The following is a 26,371-nucleotide window of genomic DNA, read 5'->3' on the forward strand; positions in this document are numbered from 1 at the left end:
ATATATAGCGACTTTCCCGCGTCTTTGTATCCCTGACGCCGGGCCGGTCGCATGTCCGCCGCATCCGGATTCGGGCATCCGAAACCGGCTCTCCCTTACCGCGCGCCCGATCCGGTCTGGGACCTTCTGAGGACGCTGCGTGGGTCCATCTGCTGACACCTGATATTTATGATCCCGCATACGGGATTCTTACATTATCTGGTGCTGATAATCGATGCAAACACTAAATGTTGTGTTAACGCACCATTCTGGTCATTTTGAACAGGCGATCCTCGCATATCGCTGTTCTCTGCGAACCGGCACAAAATCCCATGCACAAACTGCGTGTTGGTACACGCATTTTGCGTCGAAAAAGGCTCTGATGTCGGATGAAAAGCCGGCTCTTAGATGCCCGGCCACGCCACGAACTCAACGATGAAACCATAAAATGTGACTCGCATCCAAGCGTCAAGAGTTGGTTTGTTTCAAATTTGTGACCGCAATATCTTGTGTGTAGCTGTGTGGATAACGGGGAGAAACGATAACCTTCGACGGTGATGACTTGCCACTCATTCCCGATGCCCGGTTTTGCGAAAATCGGTCCTGAAAAATGAGGGCAATGCGCATCCCGGACGAAAATTTTCGCCGCTGCACCCGGGCAGATCCCCCGAATCACGCTCCAGGAACATGTTTTTAAGTATTTTCGAATATGCCTGTTCCCAGCAGCTGGAACATGCGCATGAATACGAAGCTGAGAACGGGTGAGATTGCCAAGAACGTCGTCATCTGGTTCGCCTGCGTCCTCGCAGGAGTCGAATTGATCGTCTATCTCTATTATGCGCCGATGGGAACGGCGCGGCTGCGGTTCGAATTTCTCATTTCCGGCCTCATCACCGCGGTGGTTTCGCTACCCGCACTTGCCTACGGCATGATTCTGCGCGAGCGGCTGACCGTGGCAAACGCCGCCTTGCTGGAGCTTCTGCAGAGCGACCGGATGAGCGGTCTTCTCAACCGCAAGGTTTTCATGGAACGCCTTGCCGTTTTCATGAGGGATGCCGAGCGCAGCGTTGGCGTCTTTGCTTATGTCGACGCCGATCATTTCAAGCTTATCAATGACCGTTTCGGCCATGCGGTGGGCGATGCTGCCATCAGCCTGATCGCGGAATGCATCCGCCAGAATTCCCGGTCCAGCGATCTGATGGGCCGGCTCGGCGGACAGGAATTCGGGATATTCCTGGAGGGCGCCAATCTCAAGCAAGCGGTGATCATAGCCGAAAGGCTGCGGGCGCAGGTTTCACAGGCATCGCCGGAATTGGGAATCAAAGGGCTCGAGCTGTCGGTTTCGATCGGGCTTGCCGTGCACAAGCCCGGACAAAGCATAGAAGTCCTGATAAGCCAGGCCGACCGCAATCTGGGCATCGCCAAGGAAGGCGGTCGCAATGCGGTGGTGGCCGATCTTCAGCGCTACTCCGCCCGAACGAGCGGGTGACCTTATTCCGCGGCTATTTTGCTTGATGCTCCGAATGCGCGCAGGATGCCTTTGAGATCGACTTCATCGACCCGCTCCGCCGCTTCCTCAGGTGTCATCCACTCGCCGTGCCGCTCACCACGTTCGGGGAAATTTTTTTCCTGGTGGGAAAAGTGTACAGGGAAGACGTCGACCATGAAGCCGCGGTTGGTTTTGGGCGGAAGGTCGGTCTTTTCATAGGCATAGCTGCCAATGACCCGCGTGGAAACCGAGCCGCGCACCCCCGCTTCCTCATAGGCCTCGCGAAGGGCCGCCTGCGGAAGGGTCCTGCCGACCTGCGGCCAGCCCTTGGGGAGAATCCAGCGACCGGTGCCGCGGCTGGTGATCAGGAGAACTTCGAGCCTGTCGTCATGATGGCGATAGACGAGCGCTGCAACCTGGCGCAAGCGGCCGGACGGCGTTTCCATCCGTTTGTCCGTCGCAACGATGTGTGCCAGGTCTATTTTCACTACAGCTACTTTCCAACGATCCTTCCCGATACGGGGATCCTTCCCAACATGGGATGATTCGTTAGGATAACAACGCGCGAAATGAAAAAACGGCTAAGAATGTGTCTAAAATCTCGTCTTTTGCGCCAAATCAGCCGTTTTGAATGGGTTTTGCTTAAAAAACGGTTTCAATATCGCCGCGCTCCGCATCTTTGGCTTCATGGCGCGTCAGGCCATTGAATCGCGCGTCAAGGTTCTCGATGGATCAGCCGCGATGCGCATTTGCAATCGGCTCCTGATAGGTGAAGCCCATATCCCAGGGAAAATAGATCCAGGTGTCCTGCGAGACTTCGGTGACGAATGTGTCGATCAGCGGCCGACCGGCCGGTTTGGCATAGACGGTGGCGAAATGCGCCCTCGGCATCATCGCGCGCACGATTGCCGCTGTCTTGCCGGTATCCGTGAGGTCGTCGACGATGAGAACGCCTTCGCCTTCGTTTTCCAGAAGGCCTTCGCTGATGCCTTTCAGGATGCGAAGCTGCCCCTGTTCGGTGTAATCGTGATAGGAGGCGACGCAGACGGTCTCGATGAGGCGGATGCCCAGTTCGCGGCAGATGATGGCGGCCGGAACCAGCCCGCCGCGCGTGATAGCGACCATGGCGCGCCATTCGCGCTGCATTCCGGCAATGCGCCAGGCGAGCGCCCGCGCATCGCGGTGGAACTGGTCCCAGGAGACGGGAAAGGCTTTATCGGGCAGGGACATCGACGCGCTCCAAACACAAACTGCTTTCGCGGGTAACCGCTGGATGCGCTGGTGTTAACCGCAAAAATACCGCAGTTGCAAGCCGTCGGGCGCCCGTTTTTCTCAGCGTGAAAGCAGCGTCAGCGTCGGCATGTCGGCAAGCATGGCCTTGGTCACGCCGCCGAAGATCAGTTCACGCAGCCTGGAGTGGCTGTAGGCGCCCATCACCAGAAGGTCGATCCCATTGGTCATGATGTGCTGGCGGATCGTGTCATGCGCCGAAAGACCCTGCGATGCCAGATGCGTAATGGCAACATTCGCGCCATGGCGATCGAGCGCCTCGGCAAGGGCAGAACCGGCGAGTTCGCTGCCTTGCTCGTTGGTTTCAGGCGGATCGACCCATATGATCTCGACGGATTTCGCGGCGACGAGCAGCGGCAGGGCATCGAAGGCGGCGCGGGCGGCTTCGCGCTTGCCGTTGAAGGCGACGGCTACCTTCGAGAGATCGGATGGCGCGGAAAAGGCGTAGGGAACGAGAAGAACCGGACGGCCGCTGTCGAAGATGAGCGTTTCGGTCGTGTCATTTGAGGTATCGGGATCATCGGGATCGGGCTGGCCGGCGACGATGAGATCGGCGCGGAACGCGCTCTGCAGGATGCCGTCGGAGGCGGCGCCGGTGTTCGAGCGCACGATGCGGAACTCGTGCGGCAGGCCCCGCTCGAGCATTTCGGCTTCGAACAGGTTCTTGAGTTTCGTCGCGTTCTCCTTGTGGCGCGCCTCATGCGCCTCAAATAGGGTCGCGTCGACGAAGCCGTTGGGATCAGCATAGACGACGGGAGAGGGGATCGCATAGATGCCGATGATATGCGCGCGGTCGGCTTTGGCCGCGACCAGCGCGGCTGCATTGGCGATCCGCTTCAATTCAGCGATGCTGCGCACGTAAGCAATGAGGGTCCGGTATGCCATCTCGAGCCTCCTGTCAGGGCCTGCATGATCCACAGGCTAGAGCAATTCCGGGAAAAGTGCGAAGCGGTTTTCCCGGGAAAAAGCAGAAACTGCTTTTCCCATCGGAATTGCGTAAAAACAAAAGCTTAGAACGGTCCTCCGATTCTATCAAAATAGGAACCGCTCTAGCGGATATTATACGCGCAACGGTCAAAGAACGTTGCATTCCTTCGATGCTTGCTTAATCGCTCCTTTTGTTCGCGTCGGATTTGGTCAGCGCAGATCCGGATGGAAACGTGCTCAGGCGGCAGCCTGCGCTTTGAGCCGTTCGACCATTTGTTCCACGGCGGCTGTTGCCGCAGCAAGCTTTTCCTCGTCGCGGCCGCGCACGACCAGTTCGGTGGAGAATTTGCCTTCCTCGTAGCGGGGATAGGAGCCGATGATGGTATCGGGATGGGCTTCCTGGATGGCGCGAAGCGGCGCGCCGATCACGCCTTCGCCGAACGGACATATCACCATGCGCGACATTAGTTTTTTGCCGGTGCGCAGCGTCGGCACGACATTGTCGAGCATGGCCTGGAAGATCGAGGGGACGCCAGCCATCACATAGACATTGCCGATGACAAAACCGGGGGCGACGGAAACGGGATTGTCAATGTGGATGGAGCCGCGCGGCATACGTGCCATCCGCTTGCGCGATTCGGTGAATTCGATGCCGCGCCCGGCATAATTGTCGGCCAGAAGCTTCAGCGCCTTCTCGTCATGTTCGCACGGGACGCCGAACGCCTTGGCGATCGCATCCGCAGTGATGTCGTCATGAGTCGGGCCGATGCCGCCGGAGGTGAAGACGTAATCATAGGTGCCCCGAATCGCATTCAGCGCCTCGACGATGCGGTCCTCCTCGTCGGGGACGATGCGGACTTCCTTCAGATCGATGCCGATTGCGGTCATGATATCGGCGAGATGGCCGATATTCCTGTCCTTCGTGCGCCCGGACAGAAGCTCGTCGCCGATCGCCAGCATGGCTGCGGTTACCGGATGTTCCGCCGGTTTTTCCAATTGTTCGTCCGACATGAAGCATTTCTCCGTTGGGCCACCTTCTAGCAATTAATCTCGCGCGTTCGGGACGGCAAGCCCGTGTTGACGTCATTGCCGGGAGTGTGAACAGTCCGTCACCGAACCCGGTGGTTTCATTTTTGCCGCTGGGGCGCACATAAATGCATGCGGTGTAACCGATGGAGCAACCGGCGAAACGATCCACCGATATGAAACATGTCCTGAACGGAGACTGAAATGGCGAAAATTCTGGTTCTTTACTACTCATCCTGGGGCCATATGGAGCAGATGGCGAGAGCCGCTGCCGAAGGGGCGCGGGCGGCGGGCGCGGATGTGACGATCAAGCGCGTGCCGGAGATCGTGCCGGAAGAGGTGGCGAAAAAGGCGGGGTATAAGCTCGACCAGGATGCGCCGTTGGCCACGCCGCTGGAACTGGCGGACTATGACGGCTTCATATTCGGCCTGTCGACGCGATACGGCATGATGGCCGCGCAGATGAAGAATTTCCTCGACCAGACGGGGCCGCTCTGGGCTGAGGGTAAGCTTATCGATAAGCCGGCAACAGTGATGGCATCGACGGCAACGCAGCATGGTGGTGCGGAAATGGCGCTTGCCTCCGCGCAATTGGCGCTGCAGCACCACGGGATGATCATCGTGCCCTTGTCCTACGCCTATCAGGACCAGATGGGCAACGACGTGGTGCGCGGCGGCGCGCCCTATGGAATGACCACCACCACAAATGGCGACGGCTCGCGCTTCCCCTCGCAACAGGAGCTGGAGGGCGCGAAATTCCAGGGCAGGCGGCTGGCTGAGATCACCATCAAGCTGAAAGGCTGAAATGTTTCATCGCAGGTGAGCCATAGGCCGCCAGGATCCGTGCAAGGAATCCGGTTGAGCTTCGTAGCTTCTGCGCTGGCTGAACTCGCCTGATGTGTTTCCGGCGGTGGGCTGCCACCGCCGGTGTCTTTCGTAGGCTATCGAGCTCCCGAACGCTGGCAGGCTTCTCGGAATGCCAAGCTCGGTCGGCCCCTGGGTATGGCGGGTAGCCGCTTCGGTCGGCAGTGAAGATGAGGCGCGGGCCGGACAGGTGGGACGCTCGACTGCCGTTTCGTTGGCCACAAGGAGAAACCGGAAAAATCCCTGCGTTCGTCATCCCTGTCATGTCCGGTTGACACGGCACGCAACCTCGAAAGTAAGAAGTATTCAACAGATGTTTTGTTCCGTGCGCCTGTTCAGTGAGGGGCACCTTATCGGCGTGTGGTGAACGCATTGCTGCGGGCGCTGTCGGATGGACTTGCTTCCCCAGGTTCGTCATCATGATAAAGCTCGATGCAAGAATGTCGTTCTCGGGGTAGAAGCGCGATCCAATTCAATCAGTTCAGACGCAGACAGGATTTTAATGGCTAGGACAGACGAACGCTTCCGCGAGGCATTCAACGCGGCGCTCGAACTCTGCGAGGGTATGGCTCCCGGCGACCAGTTACCCTCCGAGAATGATCTGGCGACACGGCTCGACGTCAGCCGGACGGTCGTGCGTGCGATCCTGGAGAAATTCAAGGACAAGAAGATCATAGCATGGGTGGGCCGGGAAAAGCGCCTGCTGAGAACACCGGAGGAAAAGGACTGGCTCGAGATCCAGGAAGGGCAGCTCGACGAGCAGCAGCTGGAACGTCAATTTCTGGATTGGATTCTACGCTTCGACGTGGCGCCGGGTACCGCGCTCAACGTCTCCCAACTCAGGCGCCGGTTCCCCGTCACGCCCCATATGCTCCACGAGTTCCTGGCATCACTCAGCAGGTTTGGGCTCGTCCGGCGTCGACCGAAAGGCGGCTGGGAACTGGTGGGGTTCACGCGTGAGTTCGCCGTGGAGCTGTCCGAATTCAGGATGGTCCTTGAGCTGAACGCGGTTGCGCATTTCGTCCAGCTTCCTCCCGAGGACCCGATCTGGAAGCAGCTTGATGAACTTGAACAAAAGCACGAGCAGCTTGCCGCCGAAATAGACGAACGCTTCCATGATTTTTCGTTGCTGGACGAGGAATTCCACATGTTGATCGGAAGCGCGGTCCGCAACCGCTTTGCTGCCGAATTCCAGAAACTCATTTCACTGATCTTCCACTATCACTTCCAGTGGGACAAAACTGAAGAACGCCAGAGAAACAAAGCCGCAATAGGTGAACATCTGCGGCTGATCTCGGCACTGAAAGCACGGGATGGAGCGGCAGCAACAGCGGCGGCGGCGGATCACCTGAAGACCTCGAAGCAGACTTTGCTCTCTTCGCTTCGCGTCCACGCCCTTGCCTGAAACGGCCATCAAGTCTCTCCTCAAGGCGCAAACCACAAACAGCGCTGGAGTGCAGGCGGACGTGGTATCCCCACCTTCACGAGGCATTGAATACGCTAGGCGACTGCTCCAATATGATTTGCCCCTAAAAGATCAAAAGCATTTGCCAATGCAAATTGTTTATAATAATAAAAAACTGAATGTCTCGGGAGGACAAATGAACAGCCAGTCGACTTTGAACCGTCGGATGTTGAGCGGCGTCTGTATGGAGCCGGGAGGGTTCAGTTTACTCGAGCGTGACGATGCCGATTTCCTGCATGTGATGGACGCGTTATCCTCGGGCGCCGTCGACGAGCTGCCCGCATGGGGATCAGCGCATGGTTGAACTCATCAGGCTGGAGTCGATCGACAAACACTTCCCCGGCGTGCATGCGCTCAAGAGCGTGAGCTTTGATCTGCAGACCGGCGAGGTTCACGCCCTGATGGGCGAAAATGGGGCCGGGAAATCGACCCTCATGAAGGTTCTCTCCGGTATCCTGCAGCCGGACGGCGGCACGATCCGGGTCGCTGGCAATGATGTCACGATCCCCAGTCCGCACGCGGCACAGGCGCTTGGTATCGGCATGATCCATCAGGAGCTCGCCCTGATGAACGATCTGACCGTTGCGCAGAACATCTTCATCGGCCGCGAGCCCCGCAAGCGCTTCTGGCGTCTCGATGAAGATGCGCTGAACGAGGCGGCGCGAGAGATATTCTCGGCCATGAACGTCTCCATCGACCCGCGGGCGGAAGTGCGCACCCTTTCGGTGGCGCAGCAGCAGATGGTCGAGATCGCCAAAAGCCTCTCGCACAAGTCCCGTGTCCTTGTCATGGATGAGCCGACGGCCGCCCTCAACGACAGGGAAGTCCACGAGCTGTTCACGATCATCGCCCGCCTGAAATCCGAAGGCGTCGGCATCGTCTACATCAGCCACAAGATGGACGAAATCAAAAGGATTTCGGACCGCGTGACCGTCATGCGGGACGGCGCGTATGTCGGCACCGTCAGTGCCTCCGAGACTCCCATTTCGAAGATTATCTCCATGATGGTCGGTCGCGAACTCGACAACACCCAAGCCGACATCCCCGACCTTTCCGGCGCGCCCGTCGCGCTGGAGGTACGCGGGCTTTCCCGCGGCAAGGAAGTCCAGAACGTCAGTTTCAGCCTCAAGGCGGGGGAAATCCTGGGATTCGCGGGTCTGATGGGAGCGGGCAGAACCGAGGTCGCGCGGCTGATCTTCGGCGCCGACCGCAGAGACGCCGGCGAAATCATCGTTCACGGGAAGAAGGCCGCGATCGCGAGCCCCAAGGACGCTGTTTCGGCGGGGATCGGGTATCTCTCGGAAGACCGCAAACATCTTGGTCTGGCGCTCGGTCTCGATCTGGCCGCGAATGTCGGCCTGCCCAATCTCGGACGCTTCTCGAATGGCATCGGCGTCATCGACGACGCCAAGCTCGGGAGCATTGCCCGGGACTATATCAAGCAGCTCGGCATCAGGACGCCGTCTGAGCGGCAGGAGGTGAGGCTGCTCTCCGGCGGAAACCAGCAGAAAGTCGTGCTGGCGAAATGGCTGCTGCGCAACTGCGACATCCTGATCTTCGACGAGCCCACCAGGGGCATCGACATCGGGGCCAAGTCCGAAATCTACCGGCTGATGCAGGCGCTGGCGCAACAAGGCAAGGCGATCATCGTCATCTCGTCGGAACTCCCCGAAGTGCTCAGATTGTCCCACCGTATCGCGGTGATGTGCGAAGGCCGCCTGACAGGTATCCTCCCGGGGGGCAGGGAAACAACACAAGAAGAAATCATGCATCTGGCCACTCAGCGCCGGGTGGAGATCGGGGGAGAAGCCGCATGACGATGATCGTACAGAGCGAGGTGAAGAAGCGGACTTCATCCGGTGTCCATCAGAAGCTTCTGGCGTTCGCCAGCTTGATCATCATGCTGGTCTTCTTCAGTCTGGCGTCCAGCAATTTCCTCCAGACGTCCAACATCATCGGCATCCTCCAGGCGACGTCGGTGAACGGCGTTCTGGCAGTTGGGGTCACGCTGGTCATCATCACGGGCGGCATTGATCTTTCCGTGGGAACGCTGATGACCTTCACCGCGGTGATCGCCGGTGTGGTTCTTACCTATCTGGGGATGCCGCTCCTGTTCGGCATTGTAGCGGCGATCGGGGCGGGCGCTTTTTGCGGGTTCATCTCGGGCACCCTCGTCGCCCGGATGAAAGTCCCGCCCTTCATCGCCACGTTGGGCATGATGCTCATCCTGAAGGGTACGTCTCTCGTTATCTCCGGGACGAAACCAATCTACTTCAACAACACTCCCGGCTTTTCGCAAATCTCGACGGGCTCGTTGATTGGCCAAGTCTTCCCGTTCCTTCCCATCCCGAACGGCGTGCTTATCCTCTTTGTGGTTGCGACCGTCGTCGCATTCATACTCAACCGCACGGCGCTCGGCCGCTACACCTTCGCGCTCGGCTCGAACGAGGAAGCGGCGCGCCTTTCCGGCGTGGACACGGATTTCTGGAAAATCTGCGTCTACAGCCTGTCGGGCGGTATTTGCGGGGTCGCAGGCCTCATCATAGCGTCGCGCCTGAATTCGGCGCAGCCCGCTCTTGGCCTTGGCTATGAGCTGGACGCCATCGCCGCGGTGGTCATCGGAGGAACGTCGCTGGCGGGCGGGCGCGGCTCGATCCTCGGCACAATCATCGGCGCGTTCATCATGTCCGTTCTGCTGAACGGGCTGCGCATAATGTCCGTGGCGCAGGAATGGCAGACCATCGTAACGGGGCTGATCATCATCCTGGCAGTCTACGCAGACATGGTTCGCCGGCAACGGACATAAAGGTCCGCGGGAGGGCCGCTATGAAACGCGGACGCGGACAATCTGAATTGTAATTCGGCATGTCGCCGATACATGGGAGGAGTATGTAATGATTACGAGACGCAGCATCCTGGCAGCGCTGAGCGCTGTCGCCATCCTGAGCGCCGGTGGGGTGGCGCACGCCCAGGACAAAGTCTACATTCCGCTGATCTCCAAAGGCTTCCAGCACCAGTTCTGGCAAGCCGTGAAGGCGGGCGCGGACAAGGCCGCCACCGAGTTCAAGGTCGAAGTCACATTCGAAGGTCCTGATAACGAGACCCAGGTCGACAAGCAGATCGACATGCTTTCCGCAGCGCTCGCAAAAAGCCCGCAAGCCATCGGCTTCGCCGCGCTCGACACGCAGGCGGCCACCCCGCTTCTCAAGCAGGCGCAGGATGCCAAAATCCCGGTTATCGCGTTCGACTCGGGCGTCGACAGCGACATCCCGCTCACCACTGCGACGACCGACAACGTCGCCGCCGCGGCGCTGGCGGCCGACAAGATGGCCGAACTGATCGGTGGCAAGGGCAAGGTTGCGCTGGTGGTGCACGACCAGACGTCCCGAACGGGCATCGACCGTCGTGACGGGTTCGTGAACCGCATGAAGGAGAAGCACCCCGACATCGAGATCGTCGACATTCAGTACGGCGGCGGCGATCAGCTCCAGTCCACCGAAATCGCCAAGGCGATCCTCGCGGCGAACTCCGACCTCAAGGGCTTCTTCGGCGCGAACGAAGGCTCCGCGATCGGCGTGGTCAATGCAGTCAGGGAAACCGGAGCCAAGGGCGTTACCGTAATCGGATACGACTCTGGCGCGGCACAGAAGCAGGCCATCAAGGATGGCGTCATGGCTGGAGCCATCACGCAGAATCCCGTCGGCATCGGCTATGAGACAGTCAAGGCCGCGGTCATGGCAATCAAGGGAGAGGAACTCCCAAAAACCATCGACACAGGCTTCTTCTGGTACGACAAGACGAACATGGACAGCCCTGAGATTTCGGCAGTTCTCTACGATTGATCAACAGCGGACCGGCTGGCCGCTTCGCCAGCCGGTCCTTTTACCCAAGATGGCAGACATCTCATGAACCTCGGACTTGAAGACAAGGTCGTCATCGTGACAGGCGGCGCGGCTGGTATTGGCGGAGCGATAACCGAAATGCTGGCGGCAGAAGGCGCCATCCCCGTCATCTTCGCGCGACGCCGGCCCGATCCCCAATGGTTCGAGTCGCTCGGCGGCAAGGCGGCTTTCATCGAAGTCGAGCTCTCGAAGGACGATGAGTGCCGCAAGGCGGTCGAAGAGGCGCGCGGGCGGTTTGGTTTGATCTACGGCCTGGTGAACAATGCCGGGATCAATGACGGTGTCGGCATCGACGCCGGGCCGGACGCGTTCCGTGCCTCGCTCGAAAAGAACCTCATCCACTATTACACGCTGGTCCATCTCCTGGCCGACGATTTCCGCCGGTCGAAGGGCGCGATCGTCAACATCAGCTCGAAGACGGCGGTGACCGGTCAGGGAGGAACATCCGCCTATGTGGCCGCGAAGGCCGCGCAGCTTGGCCTGACGCGCGAATGGGCGGCCGCCTTCGCCGCGGACGGGGTTCGCGTCAACGCCGTGCTTCCGGCGGAGGTGATGACGCCGCTCTACGAGCGCTGGATCGCCACCTTCGACAATCCCGATGAAAAGCTTGCCGAGATAACCTCGCACATCCCTCTGGGCAACCGCATGACGGACGCGTCAGAGATTGCGTCGATGGCGGTTTACGCATTGTCGCAGCAGGCGCTGCACCTGACGGGACAATGGCTTTTCGTGGACGGCGGATACACCCATCTGGACCGGGCGCTCGCCGGAGTTAAGTGACATCGTGCTCGCCGGGGACCGGCGGCGGCGCGATGGCGCTTGCCGATCTTGAGCCAGCGCTGCGCCGTGTTCAGATCTCGTCCATGAAGGCGTCGAGAAAGCGCTGGAGCCGCTCATGTCGAACCTGCGCCATTCCGGCGCCGGTCTTGGTTTGGAAACCGGCTGTGAGTTTGATCAATTTGGTATGAAAATGATCGATGGCATAATTTCTGTCATCGTAGGAGCGGCAACGCGCTTCCGGATCTTCCAAATCATAGAGGGCGCTGCCCATCCGGCCGGCAATGTAGAAACAACGAGCTACCCCCACCATGCCGATCGCGTCGAGCCGGTCGGCATCCTGCAGGATTTTTGCCTCAAGTGTCCTCGGTGCAATCTGCGCGGAGAAACTGTGCGCTTCGATAGCATGATGAACCATGCTGATCCGCAACTGATCCCAACCGAGCGCCGCGAGTATCCCGGATGCCTTGTCTGCGGCAAGCCGTGAAGATTGGGATCGAAGCGGCGAATTCTTCTCCACTGATACGCAATCGTGCAGGATGGTGGCCGCGACCAGCACCTCGACATCACCGCCTTCGCCAACCTGGATCCTGGCGGCATTCTTCCAGACCCGGCACAGGTGCGAAATATCGTGCGATCCGTCTCCGGTATGATCCGTTGCGTGCGGCAGTAAGGCCATAGCCAGATCTTCGAATGGAGAAAACTGGCTGGCAAGCATGAGGACGATCCGGAGGAATCAGCAGATTGAGCCGGACTATGGCACACGCGGTCGGGAGTGCGCCATGACGGGTTTCGCCTTCAGGAGTTCGGGCGAGGGGCTGGCATACATGCCCGTCGTGCGGAACTCGGTCGGGCTGGCGCCGAAGACCCGCCGGAAGACCTTGGCGAAATAATTTGGGTCTTCGAAGCCCGACATGATCGCCACTTCCTTTACCGGCAAGCTCGCCGTCTTGGTCAAAAGCTTCACCGCACGTTGCAAGCGCTTTTGCAGCACGAATTCGGCCGGCGGCATGCCTTCGTTCGCCGCGAAGACGCGGGAAAAATGTGCCCGGCTCAAACCGGAAATCCGTGCCAGATCCGCAACGGGGAGGGGGCGTTCCAGATTTGCATGTATGTAGTCGATGACATGCTGCATGGTCCTGTATTCCTGGCTGAATACGGGATGAGAGCCGAAGACGTCATCGTAGAGCGCCATAGCTGCCTCATAGGCGATAGCCGAGGCGCGCCCCGGCGTTTCGCCTTCGCCGGCTATCAGTCTCAGGCTGCAATCGGCCAGTTGTTCGATTGTCTGCGGCTGCAATTTCAGGACCGGTCCGGTCATTGCCAGAATGGCGCGATGGATACGCAGCGCCTCCTCGCCATTCATCGATATCCAGAAGAATTCCCAGCGACCGCCATCCTCGAGCCAGTAGCGATGACTATGCGGTACCAGCAGCAGCAGCGTCTCGCCTGATCGGACGCGATGGGTGCGGTTTTCGTAACGTAAGTTCCCGGCCCCGCCGATGGTATATTGCAAAACAGTGAAGGGGGTCTGCCCGCGCCTGCGGCCGTCCCAGTCATAGGTGGCGTCGGTGCGGATTTCATAGCCCGTGCTTGTCGGCATCGTGTGCAGGCTCTGGCGCCCGCGTGGCAGCGAAACCGTCTTCATCGTTGGTCCGGAAGCGATCAGCCTCTCCAGCACAGAATTACCCATGATAGCATAATACCTCTCTAGCGGCTGGTCGCATTATGGGCATAATAACTGTCAACAAAGCAAACTGACCGCAAGACGGCATGTTACGGAGGAGGACCGGCTGCCCGACAATCGCGGATCATTACCGCCCATCTCGTGAATTAATTTTACCCTGATATCAGCTTTAGCCCGGTATTTCCAAATGAGCCGGGACGAGGAGAGCATGAGCAGCTTCAAGATCACTATCATCGGCGCGGGCAGCGTCGGATTCACCAAAAAACTCTTCACCGATATTCTCTGCGTGCCGGAATTCAGGGATGTCGAGTTTGCTCTGACTGATATCAGCGAAGACAATCTCGTCATGATCAGGACGATTCTCGACAGAATAGTCGAGGCGAACGGACTGCCGACGCGCGTCACCGCGACTACGGACCGCCGCAAGGCGATCGAGGGCGCGCGCTACATCATCAGTTGCGTGCGTGTCGGGGGACTGGGAGCCTATGCCGACGATATCCGTATTCCGCTGAAATACGGGGTCGACCAATGTGTCGGCGATACGATCTGTGCAGGCGGCATTCTTTATGGCCAGCGTAATATTCCGGTGATCCTGGATTTCTGCAAGGACATCCGCGAGGTTGCCGAACCGGGCGCGAAATTCCTGAACTACGCCAACCCCATGGCGATGAACACCTGGGCCGCCATCGAATATGGCAAGGTCGATACAACAGGTCTGTGCCATGGCGTGCAACATGGCGGCGAACAGATCGCCGAAATTCTGGGAGCAAAGGAAGGCGAACTGGATTTCATCTGCTCCGGCATCAACCACCAAACCTGGTTCATCGATGTCCGGTTACGAGGCCGCAAGGTCGGCAAGGACGAACTGGTTGCCGCCTTTGAAGCACATCCGGTTTTCTCACAGCAGGAAAAACTTAGGATCGACGTGCTGAAGCGCTTCGGCGTCTATTCCACCGAAAGCAACGGCCATCTGTCGGAATATCTGCCGTGGTACCGCAAAAGGCCTGACGAGATCACCAGATGGATCGACATGTCCGACTGGATCCATGGCGAGACCGGCGGCTATCTGCGCTACTCCACCGAAACGCGCAACTGGTTCGAGACGGAATTCCCGCAGTTTCTCAAAGATGCGGAACGGCCGATCGATCCGGCGCGCCGCTCGAACGAGCATGCAAGCCATATCCTCGAAGCGCTGGAAACCGGCCGGATTTATCGCGGGCATTTCAATGTCAGGAACGATGGCGTCATCACCAATCTGCCATCGGATGCCATCATCGAATCCCCGGGCTTCGTCGACCGCTTCGGCATCAACATGGTGGCTGGTATCACCCTGCCCGAAGCCTGCGCCGCCACCTGTATTTCATCGATAAACGTCCAGCGCATGTCGGTTCATGCCGCGATCTCAGGCGATATCGATCTGTTGAAGCTGGCAGTACTCCATGATCCGCTGGTCGGCGCGATCTGCACGCCCGAAGAGGTCTGGCAGATGGTCGACGAAATGGTCGTCGCGCAGGCGCAATGGCTGCCGCAATATGCCCATGCCATCGATGCGGCCAAGGAACGTCTGAGCCGGGCGACGGTCAAGACACGCGATTGGAAGGGCGTCGCACGGCGCGACGTTCGTTCCATTGATGAAATTCGTGCGGAAAAGGAAGCCATGAAACTGCGAGCGGCCGGCTAAAAGTAACAGCCCGGCGGGTTGCGGCGGGGAGGACGCACGCGACCGCCATGGCAGTCATTGGCTGCCATGTGCAAAATATCCATTGTGAAAATTGGAGGAGCGCCATCCATCCGGATCGGCAGACTATGAGGGGAGTGACAAAGACCATGAAGTTCCGCAGCCTGAAAACCACAGCCATGCTTGTGATCGGGGTTTCGGCTTTCGCCCTGCAAGGCTGGGCGTCCGAACCGACAATCGTGCCAGAACAGCCACCTTTCCCTGCACAGGGAAAGATCACCTATGTCCCGCGCGCATCACTCTGGGAATTCAAGGCGCTGCCGGAATATAAGGAACCGGATTGGGTGACGGAGAAATTCGTCAAGGCCGGCAAGCTCCCACCCGTCGCAGAACGGCTTCCGAAAGAGCCGCTGGTCTTCAAGACCGGAAACATGCCCGATGGCATAGGCGTCTATGGCGACACGCTGCGCCACGTTGTCGGAGGACGCCCCGAGGGCTGGAACTACAGCGCCGGCCAGACGCAAGGCTGGGGCGGCATCGACATCGAACTGTTCGAATGCCTGACGCGCACGGCGCCGCTCTTCCAGGTGGAAGCCACTGATGTTGAGCCCTTGCCGAATCTTGCAAAGAGCTGGGAGTGGTCGGAGGACGGCCATAGGCTGACCATGCATCTGATCGAGGGCGCCAAGTGGTCGGACGGCGATCCTTTCGATTCAGACGATGTGATGTTTTACTGGGAGGACAATGTCCTCGACCCCAATGTCTCGCCGCTCAACGGTGCTACGCCCGAAACCTTCGGCGCAGGCACGACCCTGAAGGCAATCGACAAATACACCATTGAATGGACCTTCAAGGAAGCTTTCCCGCGCCAGCATCTTTATGCCATGGCCTACGGCACCTTCTGCCCCGGACCGTCGCATATCCTGAAGACCAAGCATCCGAAATATGCCGGTACGACCTATGAAGAGTACAAGAATGGCTTTCCGCCGGAATATCTGAACCTGCCGATCATGGGCGCCTGGGTACCCGTCGCCTATCGGCCGGACGACCTGATCGTGCTGCGCCGCAATCCATATTACTGGAAGGTGGACGAGGCAGGAAACCAGCTCCCCTATCTCAACGAGATGCACTACAAGCTTTCCACCTGGGCCGACCGCGACGTTCAGGCGATCGCCGGGTCGGGCGATTTCTCCAATCTGGAGCAGCCCGAAAATTTCGTGGAATCATTAAAGCGCGCGGCTTCCAAGGAGGCTCCCGCGCGCCTGGCATTCGGACCAAGGGTGATCGGCTATAACCTTCACATGAACTTCTCGGCCAATGGCTGGGGCGCTCCCGACGCGCGGGCGCAGGCGGTTCGCGAACTCAATCGCAACGAGGATTTCCGCAAGGCCGTCACGATGGCGGTCGATCGCAAGAAGCTGGGTGAAGCTCTCGTGAAAGGCCCCTTCACCGCGATCTATCCCGGCGGTATTTCGTCCGGCACGAGCTTTTATGATCGTGAGTCCACCATCTATTATCCCTTCGATCTCGACGGGGCAAAGGCGCTGATTGAGAAGATCGGCCTCAAGGACACTGACGGCAACGGCTTCGTCAACTTCCCTGCCGACAAGCTCGGCGGCCGCGACGTGGAAATCGTGCTGCTTGTCAATTCGGACTATGGCACCGACCGCAATCTCGCCGAAGGCGTGGTCGGCCAAATGGAACGCCTGGGATTGAGGGTGGTCCTCAACACGATAGACGGCAAACAGCGTGACGCGGCGAACTATGCCGGCCGGTTCGACTGGATGGTTCATCGCAACCAGGCCGAGTTCGTCTCCGTCGTGCAGAACACGCCGCAGCTTGCCGCAGTGGGACCGCGCACGAGCTGGCATCATCGCGCCAATGAAAAAGGTGAACTCGACCTGATGCCTTTCGAGAAGGAGATGGTCGATATCATCAACAAATTCATCGCCACGAACGACAATGAGCAGCGTAGCGAGCTGATGAAGCGGTACCAGAAAGTCGCGACGGGCAATATCGACACTGTCGGCCTCACCGAATATCCGGGCGCGCTGATCATCAACAAACGCTTCTCCAACATTCCGAGCGGCGCTCCGATCTACATGTTCAACTGGGCCGAGGACACGATCATTCGCGAGCGCGTCTTCGTCGCCGCCGACAAGCAGGCGGATTTTGAGCTCTACCCCGAACAGCTTCCCGGCAAACCGGGCGAAAGTGGTCCGACCAACTGACACTGGCTTGTTCCGGTTTCGCGAGCGCGGAGCCGGAACATGGGCCGCCGATCCGCGTCGCCTCATCGAGAGAGCCCGACAAACGGTGCAAGACTACGACAGAAGGAAATGGCATGATCAGATTTCTGCTTGTCCGCATCGCGTCTGCCATTCCGGTGCTTTTCGTGCTCAGCGTGGTGACGTTCGCCATCATCCAGGCGCCGCCCGGAGATTACAGCGATTATATTCGCTCGCAGCTCATCAATCAGGGCGGGGCCTCATTCGAGCAAGCCGATGCGCAGGCCAAGGCCTACAGCAAGGAGCATGGGCTCGATAAGCCACTGCCGGTGCAATATGTCGGCTGGATCACGGGCATTGTCACGCGTGGCGATTTCGGCCACAGCCTCTATTACAACAAGCCGGTAGCCGATGTCGTCGGCGAGCGCCTGCCGCGCACGCTGGCCCTGGCGCTGGTCTGCCATATCCTGGCGTCGTTGATCGGCATTTCCTTCGGCATCCTGGCCGCGACCCGGCAATATAGCTGGGTGGACACACTGCTCTCGGGTATCTCGTTCCTGGGGATGACGGTGCCGCGCTTCCTGATGGCGCTGATCATCGTCTATATCCTCGTCTTCCATTTCAATGTCAGTGAAATCAACAGTTTCCATTCAGCCCGCTATGGCGGTGCGCCATGGTCCTGGGACAAGTTCGTCGATCTCCTCAAGCATGTCTGGCCGGTGATCGCCATCGCGACCTTTGGGGGGCTCGCCTATAACATGCGGGTCATGCGCGGGAATCTGCTCGATACGCTGAATGCGCAATATGTCGAGACCGCGCGTGCCAAGGGCTTGAGCGAGAGCGCTGTCGTCATGCGCCATGCGGTCCCAAATGCGCTGCATCCGCTGGTGATGTATCAAGGCGTTGTCCTGCCGTACATGCTGACCGGCGAAATCGAGACCGCCATCATCTTCGCGCTGCCGACCGTCGGTCCCGCCATCGTTGGCTCCATGTGGGTCGGCGACGTCTATGTGACGGCGACCTTCATGCTCGTGCTCTCGGCGACGTTGATCGTCGGCAACATCATTGCCGACATGCTGCTCGCCGTGCTCGACCCGCGGGTGCGCCTGGGAGGAGAGGCACTGGCATGAGCGTCGATACACATACAGCCGGCCTCACTATGAGACCCGAAGAAAAGCATCACAATGAGACCTATTCCGCTCTGGTATGGCGGCGGTTGAAGCGTTCCTGGACCGGCATGCTCGGGCTGGTTCTCGTCTGCCTGCTGATTTTCATGGCGCTGTTCGCCGACTTTCTTTCGCCCGCCGATCCGAAGGCGACAGGCGTGGCATTTGCTCCGCCGCAGACGATCAGCATCCACGACAGAGAGGGTAATCTGGTCTTTCCGCCGCGCAGTTATCCGATCCGCGAGACCGAGGAACTCGATCCGATCACCTTCCAGCCGGTTGTCGGGCCGGATTATGACAATCCGCAAGTGCTCGGTTTCTTCGTCAAGGGCGCACCCTACAAGCTTTTCGGCTTCATTCCGTTCGATCGCCATCTCTTTGGAGCCACCGACGGCAGTGCCGTTCATTTCCTCGGTACCGACAAGTTCGGACGCGATGTGCTGTCGCGCATTCTGTATGGCTCGCGCATATCGCTGATGATCGCGCTTGTCGTCGTCTCCATCATCACTGTTGTCGGCACGACGGTTGGCATGGTCTCGGGATATTTCGGCGGCCGTTTCGACGCCTGGGTCCAGCGCTTTGTCGAACTGGTTCTGGCTTTCCCGCAATTGCCGCTCTATCTGGCGCTGACCTCGCTTATTCCGGTCACCGCGCCCACGAATGTCTTTCTTGCTTTCGTCATCATCGTCATGTCGGCGCTCGGATGGGCGCAGATGTCGCGCGAGGTGCGTGGCAAGACCCTGGCGCTTGCCCGCATCGACTATGTGAAGGCGGCGATCGCCATTGGCGCTACCGATCGGCGCATCATCTTCCAGCACATTTTCCCCAATGTGATGAGCCATGTGATCGTCGCGGTGACGCTGGCGATCCCGCAGGTCGTGCTCCTGGAATCCTTCCTCGGCTTCCTTGGTTTTGCGGTCAAGCCGCCACTGATCTCCTGGGGGCTGATGCTGCAGGACACCGCGAACTATTCCGCCATTGGATCCTATCCCTGGATCCTTTCTCCCGTCGCTTTCGTGCTCGTCACCGTCCTTGCCTTCAATGCCTTGGGCGACGGTCTGCGCGATGCAATCGATCCTTACTGAGGAGGCTGCACGATGGCACAATTGGACAGCATCGCCATGGCACCCGAAGAGCGGCACGATCTGCGCGCGAAAAATGGCCGCCCCATCATCGATGCGCGCCATGTGGCGGTCAGTTTCAAGGTGGAGGGCGGCTCGGTCGAAGCGGTGAAGGATGTCTCATTTCAGCTCCACCGTGGCGAGACGATCGCGATCGTCGGCGAATCCGGCTCCGGTAAATCCGTCACGGCGCGGACGGTGATGGGCCTTCTCACCAAACGGGCGGCCGTCGCGGGGCATTCGCGTATCGAATATGACGGCAAGGATGTGTTGAAATTTTCCGTGCGTCAGCGCCGTGCGCTTCGCGGCAACCGGATATCCATGATCTTCCAGGAGCCGATGAGTTCGCTCAACCCGATCTACACCATCGGCAGCCAGATCGTCGAGGCGATCCGTGTCCACCAGCGCATGAGCCGCCGCGACGCGATGCGGCGGGCGCTGGAACTGCTCACCCAGGTCCAGATTCCCGATCCGGAAGCGCGGCTGAACCAATATCCGCATCAGCTTTCGGGCGGCCAGCGCCAGCGGGTGATGATCGCCATGGCCCTTGCCAATGATCCGGATGTGCTGATCGCCGACGAGCCGACGACGGCGCTCGATGTCACGGTGCAGGCGCAGATCCTCAATCTCATCCGCGATCTGCAGCAAAAGCTCGGCATGGCGGTCATTCTGATCACCCATGACCTGACCGTGGTGCGGCAGTTCTCCGACTATGTATATGTGATGAGCCAGGGTGAGGTGAAGGAGCACAATATAACCGCGACGCTGTTCGCCAATCCGCTTCATTCCTACACGCGCGGGCTTCTTGCTTCCGAACCCTCGGGTACTGCCAATCCGCTGCCAACGCATTCGCCGGTCCTTCTGGAAGGGCAGGGAGTGCGCGTTTCCTTCATGCTGAAGAAGGGCGGTTTCTTCAAGCCGCAATTGAGCGAACTGGTGGCCGTCGATAGCTTGAGCCTGGAACTGCGCCGACATGAAACGCTTGGAATCGTAGGCGAGTCGGGATCGGGCAAGACCACCTTCGGCCAGGCGCTGATCCGGCTGCAGAAGACCGATGGCGGCCGGATACTTTTCGATGGCGAGCCGATCCACGACATGTCTCGCGATCATATGCGGCCGATGCGATCGCGCATGCAGGTTGTTTTCCAGGACCCGTTCTCCTCGCTCAATCCCCGCATGTCAGTCGGACAGATCATCGAGGAAGGGCTGATCGTCAATCGCATCGGCGCCAACCGCAACGAACGGCTCGAACGGGTCCGCGATGCCCTGGTGAGCGCCGGACTTCCCGCCAACATCCTGTCGCGTTTTCCGCATGAATTCTCCGGCGGCCAGCGTCAGCGCATCGCCATTGCCCGGGCTATTGCGGTCGAGCCGGAATTCATCCTGCTCGACGAGCCGACCTCGGCGCTGGATCTCTCCGTGCAGGCCCAGATCATCGAACTCTTGCGCAAGCTGCAGGATGAGCGTGGGCTCAGCTACCTCTTCATCTCCCATGATCTGAAAGTCGTGCGTGCGCTCTGCCACCGCATTGTGGTGATGCAGCACGGCCGGATCGTCGAGGAGGGGCCGGTGGATCAAATCCTTTCCAATCCCAGGACTGCCTATACCGAACGGCTGGTGAAGGCCGCGTTCCAGGTGGCGGCGTGAATATCAAGATCAGAGGCAATTCATGACCAGACAACCAAAGATCACCTTCATCGGCGCCGGTTCCACCGTCTTCATGAAGAATATCATCGGCGACGTGCTGCAGCGCCCCGCACTTTCGGCCGCGACCATCGCTTTGATGGATATCGATCCCCAGCGGCTCGAGGAAAGCGAGATCGTCGCCGGCAAGCTGGTGAGGACACTCGGCGTACAGGCTAGGATCGAGACATATGCCAATCAGCGAAAGGCATTGGAAGGGGCGGATTTTGTCGTCGTCGCCTTTCAGATAGGCGGCTTCGAACCCTGCACCGTCACCGATTTCGAAGTGCCGAAAAAATACGGCCTGCGCCAGACCATCGCAGACACGCTTGGCGTGGGCGGCATCATGAGAGGCCTGCGCACTGTCCCGCATCTGTGGAGGATCTGCGAGGACATGCTCGCCGTCTGTCCGGAGGCGATCCTTCTGCAATATGTCAACCCGATGGCCATCAACACCTGGGCCATTTCGGAGAAATATCCCTCGATACGCCAGGTCGGATTATGCCATTCGGTACAGGGCACCGCCTATGAGTTGGCACGCGATCTCGATATCCCCGTCGATGAAATCCGCTACCGAGCCGCCGGCATCAACCACATGGCTTTCTATCTCAAATTCGAACATCGCCAGCCGGACGGCAGTTATCGCGATCTCTATCCCGATCTGCTGCGCGGCTACAGGGAAGGACGTTTTCCGAAACCCAGCCATTGGAATCCACGCTGCCCGAACAAGGTGCGCTATGAAATGCTGACGCGGCTCGGCTATTTCGTCACCGAAAGTTCCGAACATTTTGCCGAATATACGCCCTATTTCATCAAGAACGGCCGACCGGACCTGATCGAGAAATTCGGCATTCCGCTTGATGAATACCCAAAGCGCTGCATCGAACAGGTCGAACGCTGGAAAGGGCAGGCGGCGACGTTCAGGAACGCCGAGACGATCGAGGTGGAGGAGAGCCGCGAATATGCCTCTTCGATCATGAATTCGGTCTGGACCGGGGAGCCCTCGGTGATCTACGGCAATCTGCGTAATAATGGTTGCATAACCTCTTTGCCGGAGGCCTGCGCGGCGGAAGTTCCCTGTCTCGTCGATGCATCCGGTATCCAGCCGACATTCGTCGGCGATCTGCCGCCGCAACTGACGGCGTTGATCCGCACCAATATCAATGTCCAGGAACTGACGGTCCGGGCTCTGATGACCGAAAACCGCGAGCATCTCTATCACGCGGCGATGATGGACCCGCATACGGCAGCCGAGCTTGATCTCGACCAGATATGGTCACTGGTGGACGATCTGCTCGCCGCACATGATGACTGGATCCCGCAATGGGCACGAATATCCAGGAAGACACAGGCCGCGTAATTTCTCCCTCCCGGTTACGTGCGCCCGAAAACCCTGGAGCCGTCGGTTCCAGGGTTTTTGCGCAACCGATGGCTCCTCGTAGGCTAGTGGATTGAGCTTTCGGGATGAATTGCATTTCCGGCTCGTGTCAGACTCGGCCGCGGCCTGCTGCCGTGGAGCGCAAATTGTCCAGGAGGACGGCGATGAGAAGAATGCAGCCGCGCACGACGTACTGGTAGAAGGCCTGGATGTTGAGCAGGTTCATGACGTTTTCCGCAATCCCCATGATCAGCACGCCAACGATCACGCCCGTCATGGCAGCCCGCCCGCCGGCAAGCGAGACGCCGCCGAGCACGCAGGCGGAAATGACCGAGAGCTCCAGGCCCGTTGCGGCATTCGGCTGACCGGACGTGATGCGCGAGGCTAGCAGTATGCCGGCAATGGCGCAGACGAAGCCTTGAAGCGCGAAGATCCAGATCCGCATCCTGACGACATTGACGCCGGCCAGCCGAGAGGCTTCCGGGTTGCCGCCGATCGCCAGCGTGTTCTTGCCGAAGACGGTTCGGTTCAAGACAAAGCCGAAGACGATGAACAGCAGGATCATGATCCAGATCGGCGTCGGAATGGTGAATATCCGCGACAATGCCAACTGGTAGAAGTTCGGATCATTTATGCCGACGGCGCGACCATCCGACGCAATCAACGCCAAGCCGCGGACGATCTGCATCGTGGCAAGCGTGGTGATCAGCGCGTTGATGCGAAACTTGGCGATGACCACCCCGTTGAAGAGGCCCACGGCGCCGCCGGCAAGAAGAGCAGCCAGAAGCCCGAGCAGGATCGAACCGGAGGCGTTGGATACCATTACGGCGATCATGCCGGAAAAGGCGACCGTCGAGCCGACGGACAGGTCGAAATCGCGGGACGCCAGGCAGAACATCATCGTGCATGAGACAATACCGATCGTTACCACCGACTGCAGCAGACCCAGCATATTGCGCTCGCTCAGAAAATTCGGAACGAAGATCGAGACGATCACGAAAGCGGCGGCGAAGATCACGACGAGCCCCTGTTCGCCGAGAAGTATCTTTTTCAACGAGTTCATCGATATCGTTCCCAAATTAGATGGTCCCGGCAGCATTCTTGTCGGGGAGGGCCGCGGTCAGGATATTGCGTTCATCGAAATCGCTGCGTGGGATGTCGGCTGCCACCCGGCCCTGGCACATGACGATGATACGGTCGGATATACCCATGACCTCCGGCAATTCGCTGGAAATGACGATGATCGCAATGCCGCTGGCCGCGAGTTCATAGAGGATCTCGTAAATCTCCGACTTGGCGCCGACGTCGATGCCGCGCGTCGGCTCATCGATGACCAGGACCTTCACGCCCTGTTCCGAGAGCCCGCGCCCGAGAATGACCTTCTGCTGGTTGCCGCCCGACAGATTGATGATGTCCTGCTTGCGGGACGGCGTACGCACCCTGAGCTTCGCGATGAACCGGTCGGCAAGTGCCGCTTCCTTCTTTGGACTCAGGATACCAAAGGGCGAGAAATGCCTGCGCGAGGAGATGGTGATGTTCTCTTCGATCGAACGTCCCTGCACGATGCCGTCGAACTTCCGGTCCTCCGGGCAAAAGACCATGCCGGCATTGATGGCAGCCTTGGGATTATTGGGGGAAATGGCCACGCCATCGATGCTGACACTACCTTGATGGCGGTTGTCAGCACCATAAAGCAGACGGGCCATCTCGCTGCGGCCGGCGCCGATCAGGCCGAATAAGCCCAGGATTTCTCCCTTTCGCACGGAAAAATTGATCGGGTTTCGCAGTTTCGGGCCAGACAGGCTTCGGACGTCGAGGCGCACATCGCCGAGCGGACGCTCACGCCAGCCCCAGATATTGCTGATCTCCCGACCGACCATTTCCGAGATGATCTGATCGCGAGTGGTATCGGCGACCTTCAGATGATGGGCGGCGAGTTTGCCGTCGCGCAGCACCGTCAGGCTGTCGCAGAGGCGGAAAATCTCGTCCAGCCGGTGCGACACATACAGAATGATCGTACCATTGGATTTCAGCTTCTCGATCAGCGAGAACAGGATTTCGCTTTCGCGAGATGAGAGAGAGGATGTCGGCTCGTCGAGCGCGATGACCCGCGCTTCAAGCATGACCGCCTTCGCGATTTCCACCATCTGTCGCGCGCCGATGGAAAGGGTGGAGACTTTCGCGTTGGGATCGACGTCGATGCCGATCTCCTCCAGCTTCGTGCGGACGGTCTCGACGAGCGTGCGGCTGTCGATGATGCCGGCTTTGCCGGGAAACCGACCGAGCCACAAATTCTCCGCTACGGTGAGCTCGGGCACGAGCTGTAATTCCTGATGGATCACGATGACGCCGGCGTGAAAAGCATCGCGAGCGGACCGATAGTTTTGTTCTTCTCCCTCTATCAGGATGCTGCCGGTATCGGCCGACTGGTCTCCCGACAGGATGCGGATGAGGGTGGACTTTCCGGCCCCGTTCTCGCCCATCAGTCCGTGCACGACACCCTTCTCGACCGCGAACGAGATGTCGGACAATGCCTGGACGCCAGGGTAGCTTTTGGAAATAGTCCTGAATTCGAGGAAAGCCATCATCGCCCCGTGATGCTGGAGAATCGACCCGGCAGCCTTCGCACTGCCGGGACGAGGATCGCGTGGGGAAGGCTATTCTATGCCAAGATCCTTGCGGACCATTTCATAGTCACCGCGCAACGCCAGAGAGCCTGCAGTCAGCGTCAGCATAGGCGGTTCCTTGTCGTTGGCGATCCATTCATACATGTTGAGCGCGGTTTCATAGCCATGGCGTTTCGGCGAGATGATAACCGTGCCGAAGAAACCGGTCACGGAAGGCTTCTTGAACTCGTTGATTGCCGATTCCGCCCCGCCGATGCCAACGCCGATTATATTTTCGGCTGGAATTCCGACTGATTCCGATGCACGAACGGCGCCGAGAACGGCCTCATCATTCAAGCCGAATGCCACCCAGTATTTTACATTGGCGTGCTTGTTGAGCACTGTCGTCGCGGCATTGAGTGCTGCTTCGGTATCGGTCTTGGCCTGAGGCGCGTCATAGATGTTCTCAGCCGGGAAACCTGCGGCCTTGAGCACGGAGATCGCGCCTTCGACACGGTCGACCGCCGTTGGAAGCTGATCGTAGGAGACGCGGATTGCGCCGACATCCTTCATGTTCCAGCCGCGCTTCTTGATCTCCTCGACAATGGCTTGCCCGACCGTCTCTCCGATCTTTGTCGCTGAAATGCCCATATGCGGGACGTCTTCCAGCGGATTGCCGTCGGCCCCGACCAAGCGGTCGTCGACAGTCATCAGCTTGAGATTGTTCGCTGCTGCCTTCGCAACGATGCCCGGGCCGAGTTTGACGTCCGGTACGCAGATGATGAAGCCCTGTGCGCCCTGTGCGCCAAGGTTGTCGATCGCCGACTGGACCTTTTCGCCGTCTTCAGCGCCAATCTTCACCAGCGTGAAGCCTTTTTCCTTCGCCGCCTGATCGGCGAACTTCCACTCGTCCTGGAACCAGGGCTCTTCCGGCTGCTTGACGACAAAACCGATCTTCACGTCCGCAGCCAATGCCGTGGTCGCCATCAGAGCGATGGCGCCAGCCATAGCCAATGCCTTCAATGAACGCATGAAATCTCTCCCTCTTGCCCGCGTGCCTCCCCGCGGTCGCTCGTTAACTATTCAGTAAATATCATACTAGTCA

Annotated in this window: 22 protein-coding genes and 2 pseudogenes; 15 read left to right on the forward strand and 9 right to left on the reverse strand. The window is 59.0% G+C overall.

What is annotated here, in order from left to right; translation table 11 throughout:
* Positions 1–718: 718 nt before the first annotated feature.
* Positions 719–1,468 (forward strand): GGDEF domain-containing protein, encoded by a 750-nt coding sequence (locus DUT91_RS07495; RefSeq protein WP_160113632.1) that lies wholly within the window; start codon positions 719–721, stop codon positions 1,466–1,468.
* Positions 1,469–1,470: 2 nt separating this feature from the next.
* Here the strand turns inward: DUT91_RS07495 and DUT91_RS07500 are convergent, their stop codons facing one another.
* From DUT91_RS07500 to DUT91_RS07515, 4 genes are all read right to left on the reverse strand, one after another.
* A complete protein-coding gene (locus DUT91_RS07500) occupies positions 1,471–1,956 on the reverse strand; it encodes an NUDIX hydrolase (RefSeq protein ID WP_425373758.1) in 486 nt (161 codons plus the stop codon).
* Between the two features lie 244 nt (positions 1,957–2,200).
* Positions 2,201–2,698, reverse strand: a complete 498-nt coding sequence (gene gpt / locus DUT91_RS07505) for a xanthine phosphoribosyltransferase (RefSeq protein ID WP_114439785.1) — start codon at positions 2,696–2,698, stop codon at positions 2,201–2,203.
* 102 nt (positions 2,699–2,800) lie between these two features.
* Positions 2,801–3,643 (reverse strand): universal stress protein, encoded by an 843-nt coding sequence (locus DUT91_RS07510; RefSeq protein WP_114439786.1) that lies wholly within the window; start codon positions 3,641–3,643, stop codon positions 2,801–2,803.
* A 279-nt stretch (positions 3,644–3,922) separates the two neighbouring features.
* On the reverse strand, positions 3,923–4,681 hold the full coding sequence (locus DUT91_RS07515; protein ID WP_425373770.1) for a competence/damage-inducible protein A: 759 nt from the start codon (positions 4,679–4,681) through the stop codon (positions 3,923–3,925).
* 234 nt (positions 4,682–4,915) lie between these two features.
* Here DUT91_RS07515 and wrbA point away from each other — a divergent pair, with 234 nt between their 5' ends.
* From wrbA to DUT91_RS07545, 8 genes and pseudogenes are all read left to right on the forward strand, one after another.
* Positions 4,916–5,515 carry an NAD(P)H:quinone oxidoreductase gene (gene wrbA, locus DUT91_RS07520; RefSeq protein ID WP_114439787.1) on the forward strand — a complete coding sequence of 200 codons (600 nt, stop codon included), beginning with the start codon at positions 4,916–4,918 and terminating at the stop codon, positions 5,513–5,515.
* Between the two features lie 625 nt (positions 5,516–6,140).
* Positions 6,141–6,980 carry a GntR family transcriptional regulator gene (locus DUT91_RS07525; RefSeq protein WP_245419654.1) on the forward strand — a complete coding sequence of 280 codons (840 nt, stop codon included), beginning with the start codon at positions 6,141–6,143 and terminating at the stop codon, positions 6,978–6,980.
* On the forward strand, positions 6,973–7,344 hold the full coding sequence (locus tag DUT91_RS25490; RefSeq protein ID WP_147272165.1) for a hypothetical protein: 372 nt from the start codon (positions 6,973–6,975) through the stop codon (positions 7,342–7,344). The genes DUT91_RS07525 and DUT91_RS25490 overlap by 8 nt, the downstream gene beginning before the upstream one ends.
* A pseudogene (locus tag DUT91_RS27380) lies at positions 7,337–7,834 on the forward strand (ATP-binding cassette domain-containing protein); the annotation flags it as partial. The gene DUT91_RS25490 and the pseudogene DUT91_RS27380, both read left to right, overlap by 8 nt.
* Positions 7,835–8,155: 321 nt before the next feature.
* Positions 8,156–8,857 (forward strand): annotated as a pseudogene (locus DUT91_RS27385) (ATP-binding cassette domain-containing protein); the annotation flags it as partial.
* Entirely contained in the window at positions 8,854–9,846 is a 993-nt protein-coding gene (locus DUT91_RS07535) for an ABC transporter permease (protein WP_114439790.1), read from the forward strand. The pseudogene DUT91_RS27385 and the gene DUT91_RS07535, both read left to right, overlap by 4 nt.
* A gap of 88 nt (positions 9,847–9,934) precedes the next feature.
* On the forward strand, positions 9,935–10,882 hold the full coding sequence (locus DUT91_RS07540; protein WP_114439791.1) for an ABC transporter substrate-binding protein: 948 nt from the start codon (positions 9,935–9,937) through the stop codon (positions 10,880–10,882).
* A gap of 63 nt (positions 10,883–10,945) precedes the next feature.
* Complete coding sequence (locus DUT91_RS07545; RefSeq protein ID WP_114439792.1) at positions 10,946–11,722, forward strand: L-fucose dehydrogenase; 777 nt, start codon at positions 10,946–10,948, stop codon at positions 11,720–11,722.
* A gap of 70 nt (positions 11,723–11,792) precedes the next feature.
* On the opposite strand, the gene DUT91_RS07550 is transcribed toward DUT91_RS07545, so the two are convergent.
* Positions 11,793–12,437, reverse strand: coding sequence for an HD domain-containing protein (locus DUT91_RS07550; protein ID WP_114439793.1), 645 nt, complete (start codon positions 12,435–12,437; stop codon positions 11,793–11,795).
* Positions 12,438–12,473: 36 nt separating this feature from the next.
* On the reverse strand, positions 12,474–13,412 hold the full coding sequence (locus DUT91_RS07555) for an AraC family transcriptional regulator (RefSeq protein ID WP_114439794.1): 939 nt from the start codon (positions 13,410–13,412) through the stop codon (positions 12,474–12,476).
* Between the two features lie 202 nt (positions 13,413–13,614).
* On the opposite strand from DUT91_RS07555, the gene melA (DUT91_RS07560) reads away from it, so the two are divergent.
* The 6 genes from melA (DUT91_RS07560) to melA (DUT91_RS07585) all read left to right on the forward strand — a co-directional run bounded on the left by melA (DUT91_RS07560) (position 13,615) and on the right by melA (DUT91_RS07585) (position 22,642).
* Entirely contained in the window at positions 13,615–15,087 is a 1,473-nt protein-coding gene (melA, locus tag DUT91_RS07560) for an alpha-glucosidase/alpha-galactosidase (protein ID WP_114439795.1), read from the forward strand.
* A gap of 146 nt (positions 15,088–15,233) precedes the next feature.
* Positions 15,234–17,315: an ABC transporter substrate-binding protein gene (locus DUT91_RS07565; protein WP_114440149.1), complete on the forward strand. Its 2,082-nt coding sequence runs from the start codon at positions 15,234–15,236 to the stop codon at positions 17,313–17,315.
* A 113-nt stretch (positions 17,316–17,428) separates the two neighbouring features.
* Complete coding sequence (locus DUT91_RS07570; protein ID WP_114439796.1) at positions 17,429–18,442, forward strand: ABC transporter permease; 1,014 nt, start codon at positions 17,429–17,431, stop codon at positions 18,440–18,442.
* Positions 18,439–19,563, forward strand: a complete 1,125-nt coding sequence (locus DUT91_RS07575; protein WP_114439797.1) for an ABC transporter permease — start codon at positions 18,439–18,441, stop codon at positions 19,561–19,563. Before DUT91_RS07570 ends, DUT91_RS07575 begins: the two co-directional genes overlap by 4 nt.
* Positions 19,564–19,575: 12 nt before the next feature.
* Complete coding sequence (locus DUT91_RS07580) at positions 19,576–21,246, forward strand: ABC transporter ATP-binding protein (protein WP_114439798.1); 1,671 nt, start codon at positions 19,576–19,578, stop codon at positions 21,244–21,246.
* Between the two features lie 22 nt (positions 21,247–21,268).
* Positions 21,269–22,642, forward strand: a complete 1,374-nt coding sequence (melA, locus tag DUT91_RS07585) for an alpha-glucosidase/alpha-galactosidase (protein ID WP_114439799.1) — start codon at positions 21,269–21,271, stop codon at positions 22,640–22,642.
* Between the two features lie 127 nt (positions 22,643–22,769).
* Here the strand turns inward: melA (DUT91_RS07585) and araH are convergent, their stop codons facing one another.
* The 3 genes from araH to DUT91_RS07600 all read right to left on the reverse strand — a co-directional run bounded on the left by araH (position 22,770) and on the right by DUT91_RS07600 (position 26,298).
* Positions 22,770–23,723 (reverse strand): L-arabinose ABC transporter permease AraH, encoded by a 954-nt coding sequence (gene araH / locus DUT91_RS07590; protein WP_114439800.1) that lies wholly within the window; start codon positions 23,721–23,723, stop codon positions 22,770–22,772.
* 16 nt (positions 23,724–23,739) lie between these two features.
* On the reverse strand, positions 23,740–25,245 hold the full coding sequence (gene araG, locus DUT91_RS07595; RefSeq protein ID WP_114440150.1) for an L-arabinose ABC transporter ATP-binding protein AraG: 1,506 nt from the start codon (positions 25,243–25,245) through the stop codon (positions 23,740–23,742).
* 72 nt (positions 25,246–25,317) lie between these two features.
* Positions 25,318–26,298: an arabinose ABC transporter substrate-binding protein gene (locus DUT91_RS07600; protein WP_114439801.1), complete on the reverse strand. Its 981-nt coding sequence runs from the start codon at positions 26,296–26,298 to the stop codon at positions 25,318–25,320.
* Between the last annotated feature and the right edge of the window lie 73 nt (positions 26,299–26,371).

The organism is Paramesorhizobium salinisoli (genome assembly GCF_003335045.1).
GTDB lineage: Bacteria > Pseudomonadota > Alphaproteobacteria > Rhizobiales > Rhizobiaceae > Paramesorhizobium > Paramesorhizobium salinisoli.

Bases quoted from the DNA above. Each gene is read 5' to 3' on its own strand.
- DUT91_RS07495 (WP_160113632.1), top strand. From the start codon at position 719: ATGAATACGAAGCTGAGAACGGGTGAGATTGCCAAGAACGTCGTCATC.
- gpt (WP_114439785.1), bottom strand. From the start codon at position 2,698: ATGTCCCTGCCCGATAAAGCCTTTCCCGTCTCCTGGGACCAGTTCCAC.
- DUT91_RS07510 (WP_114439786.1), bottom strand. From the start codon at position 3,643: ATGGCATACCGGACCCTCATTGCTTACGTGCGCAGCATCGCTGAATTG.
- wrbA (WP_114439787.1), top strand. From the start codon at position 4,916: ATGGCGAAAATTCTGGTTCTTTACTACTCATCCTGGGGCCATATGGAG.
- DUT91_RS07525 (WP_245419654.1), top strand. From the start codon at position 6,141: ATGGCTCCCGGCGACCAGTTACCCTCCGAGAATGATCTGGCGACACGG.
- DUT91_RS07535 (WP_114439790.1), top strand. From the start codon at position 8,854: ATGACGATGATCGTACAGAGCGAGGTGAAGAAGCGGACTTCATCCGGT.
- DUT91_RS07540 (WP_114439791.1), top strand. From the start codon at position 9,935: ATGATTACGAGACGCAGCATCCTGGCAGCGCTGAGCGCTGTCGCCATC.
- DUT91_RS07545 (WP_114439792.1), top strand. From the start codon at position 10,946: ATGAACCTCGGACTTGAAGACAAGGTCGTCATCGTGACAGGCGGCGCG.
- DUT91_RS07550 (WP_114439793.1), bottom strand. From the start codon at position 12,437: ATGCTTGCCAGCCAGTTTTCTCCATTCGAAGATCTGGCTATGGCCTTA.
- DUT91_RS07555 (WP_114439794.1), bottom strand. From the start codon at position 13,412: ATGGGTAATTCTGTGCTGGAGAGGCTGATCGCTTCCGGACCAACGATG.
- melA (WP_114439795.1), top strand. From the start codon at position 13,615: ATGAGCAGCTTCAAGATCACTATCATCGGCGCGGGCAGCGTCGGATTC.
- DUT91_RS07565 (WP_114440149.1), top strand. From the start codon at position 15,234: ATGAAGTTCCGCAGCCTGAAAACCACAGCCATGCTTGTGATCGGGGTT.
- DUT91_RS07570 (WP_114439796.1), top strand. From the start codon at position 17,429: ATGATCAGATTTCTGCTTGTCCGCATCGCGTCTGCCATTCCGGTGCTT.
- DUT91_RS07575 (WP_114439797.1), top strand. From the start codon at position 18,439: ATGAGCGTCGATACACATACAGCCGGCCTCACTATGAGACCCGAAGAA.
- DUT91_RS07580 (WP_114439798.1), top strand. From the start codon at position 19,576: ATGGCACAATTGGACAGCATCGCCATGGCACCCGAAGAGCGGCACGAT.
- melA (WP_114439799.1), top strand. From the start codon at position 21,269: ATGACCAGACAACCAAAGATCACCTTCATCGGCGCCGGTTCCACCGTC.
- araH (WP_114439800.1), bottom strand. From the start codon at position 23,723: ATGAACTCGTTGAAAAAGATACTTCTCGGCGAACAGGGGCTCGTCGTG.
- araG (WP_114440150.1), bottom strand. From the start codon at position 25,245: ATGGCTTTCCTCGAATTCAGGACTATTTCCAAAAGCTACCCTGGCGTC.
- DUT91_RS07600 (WP_114439801.1), bottom strand. From the start codon at position 26,298: ATGCGTTCATTGAAGGCATTGGCTATGGCTGGCGCCATCGCTCTGATG.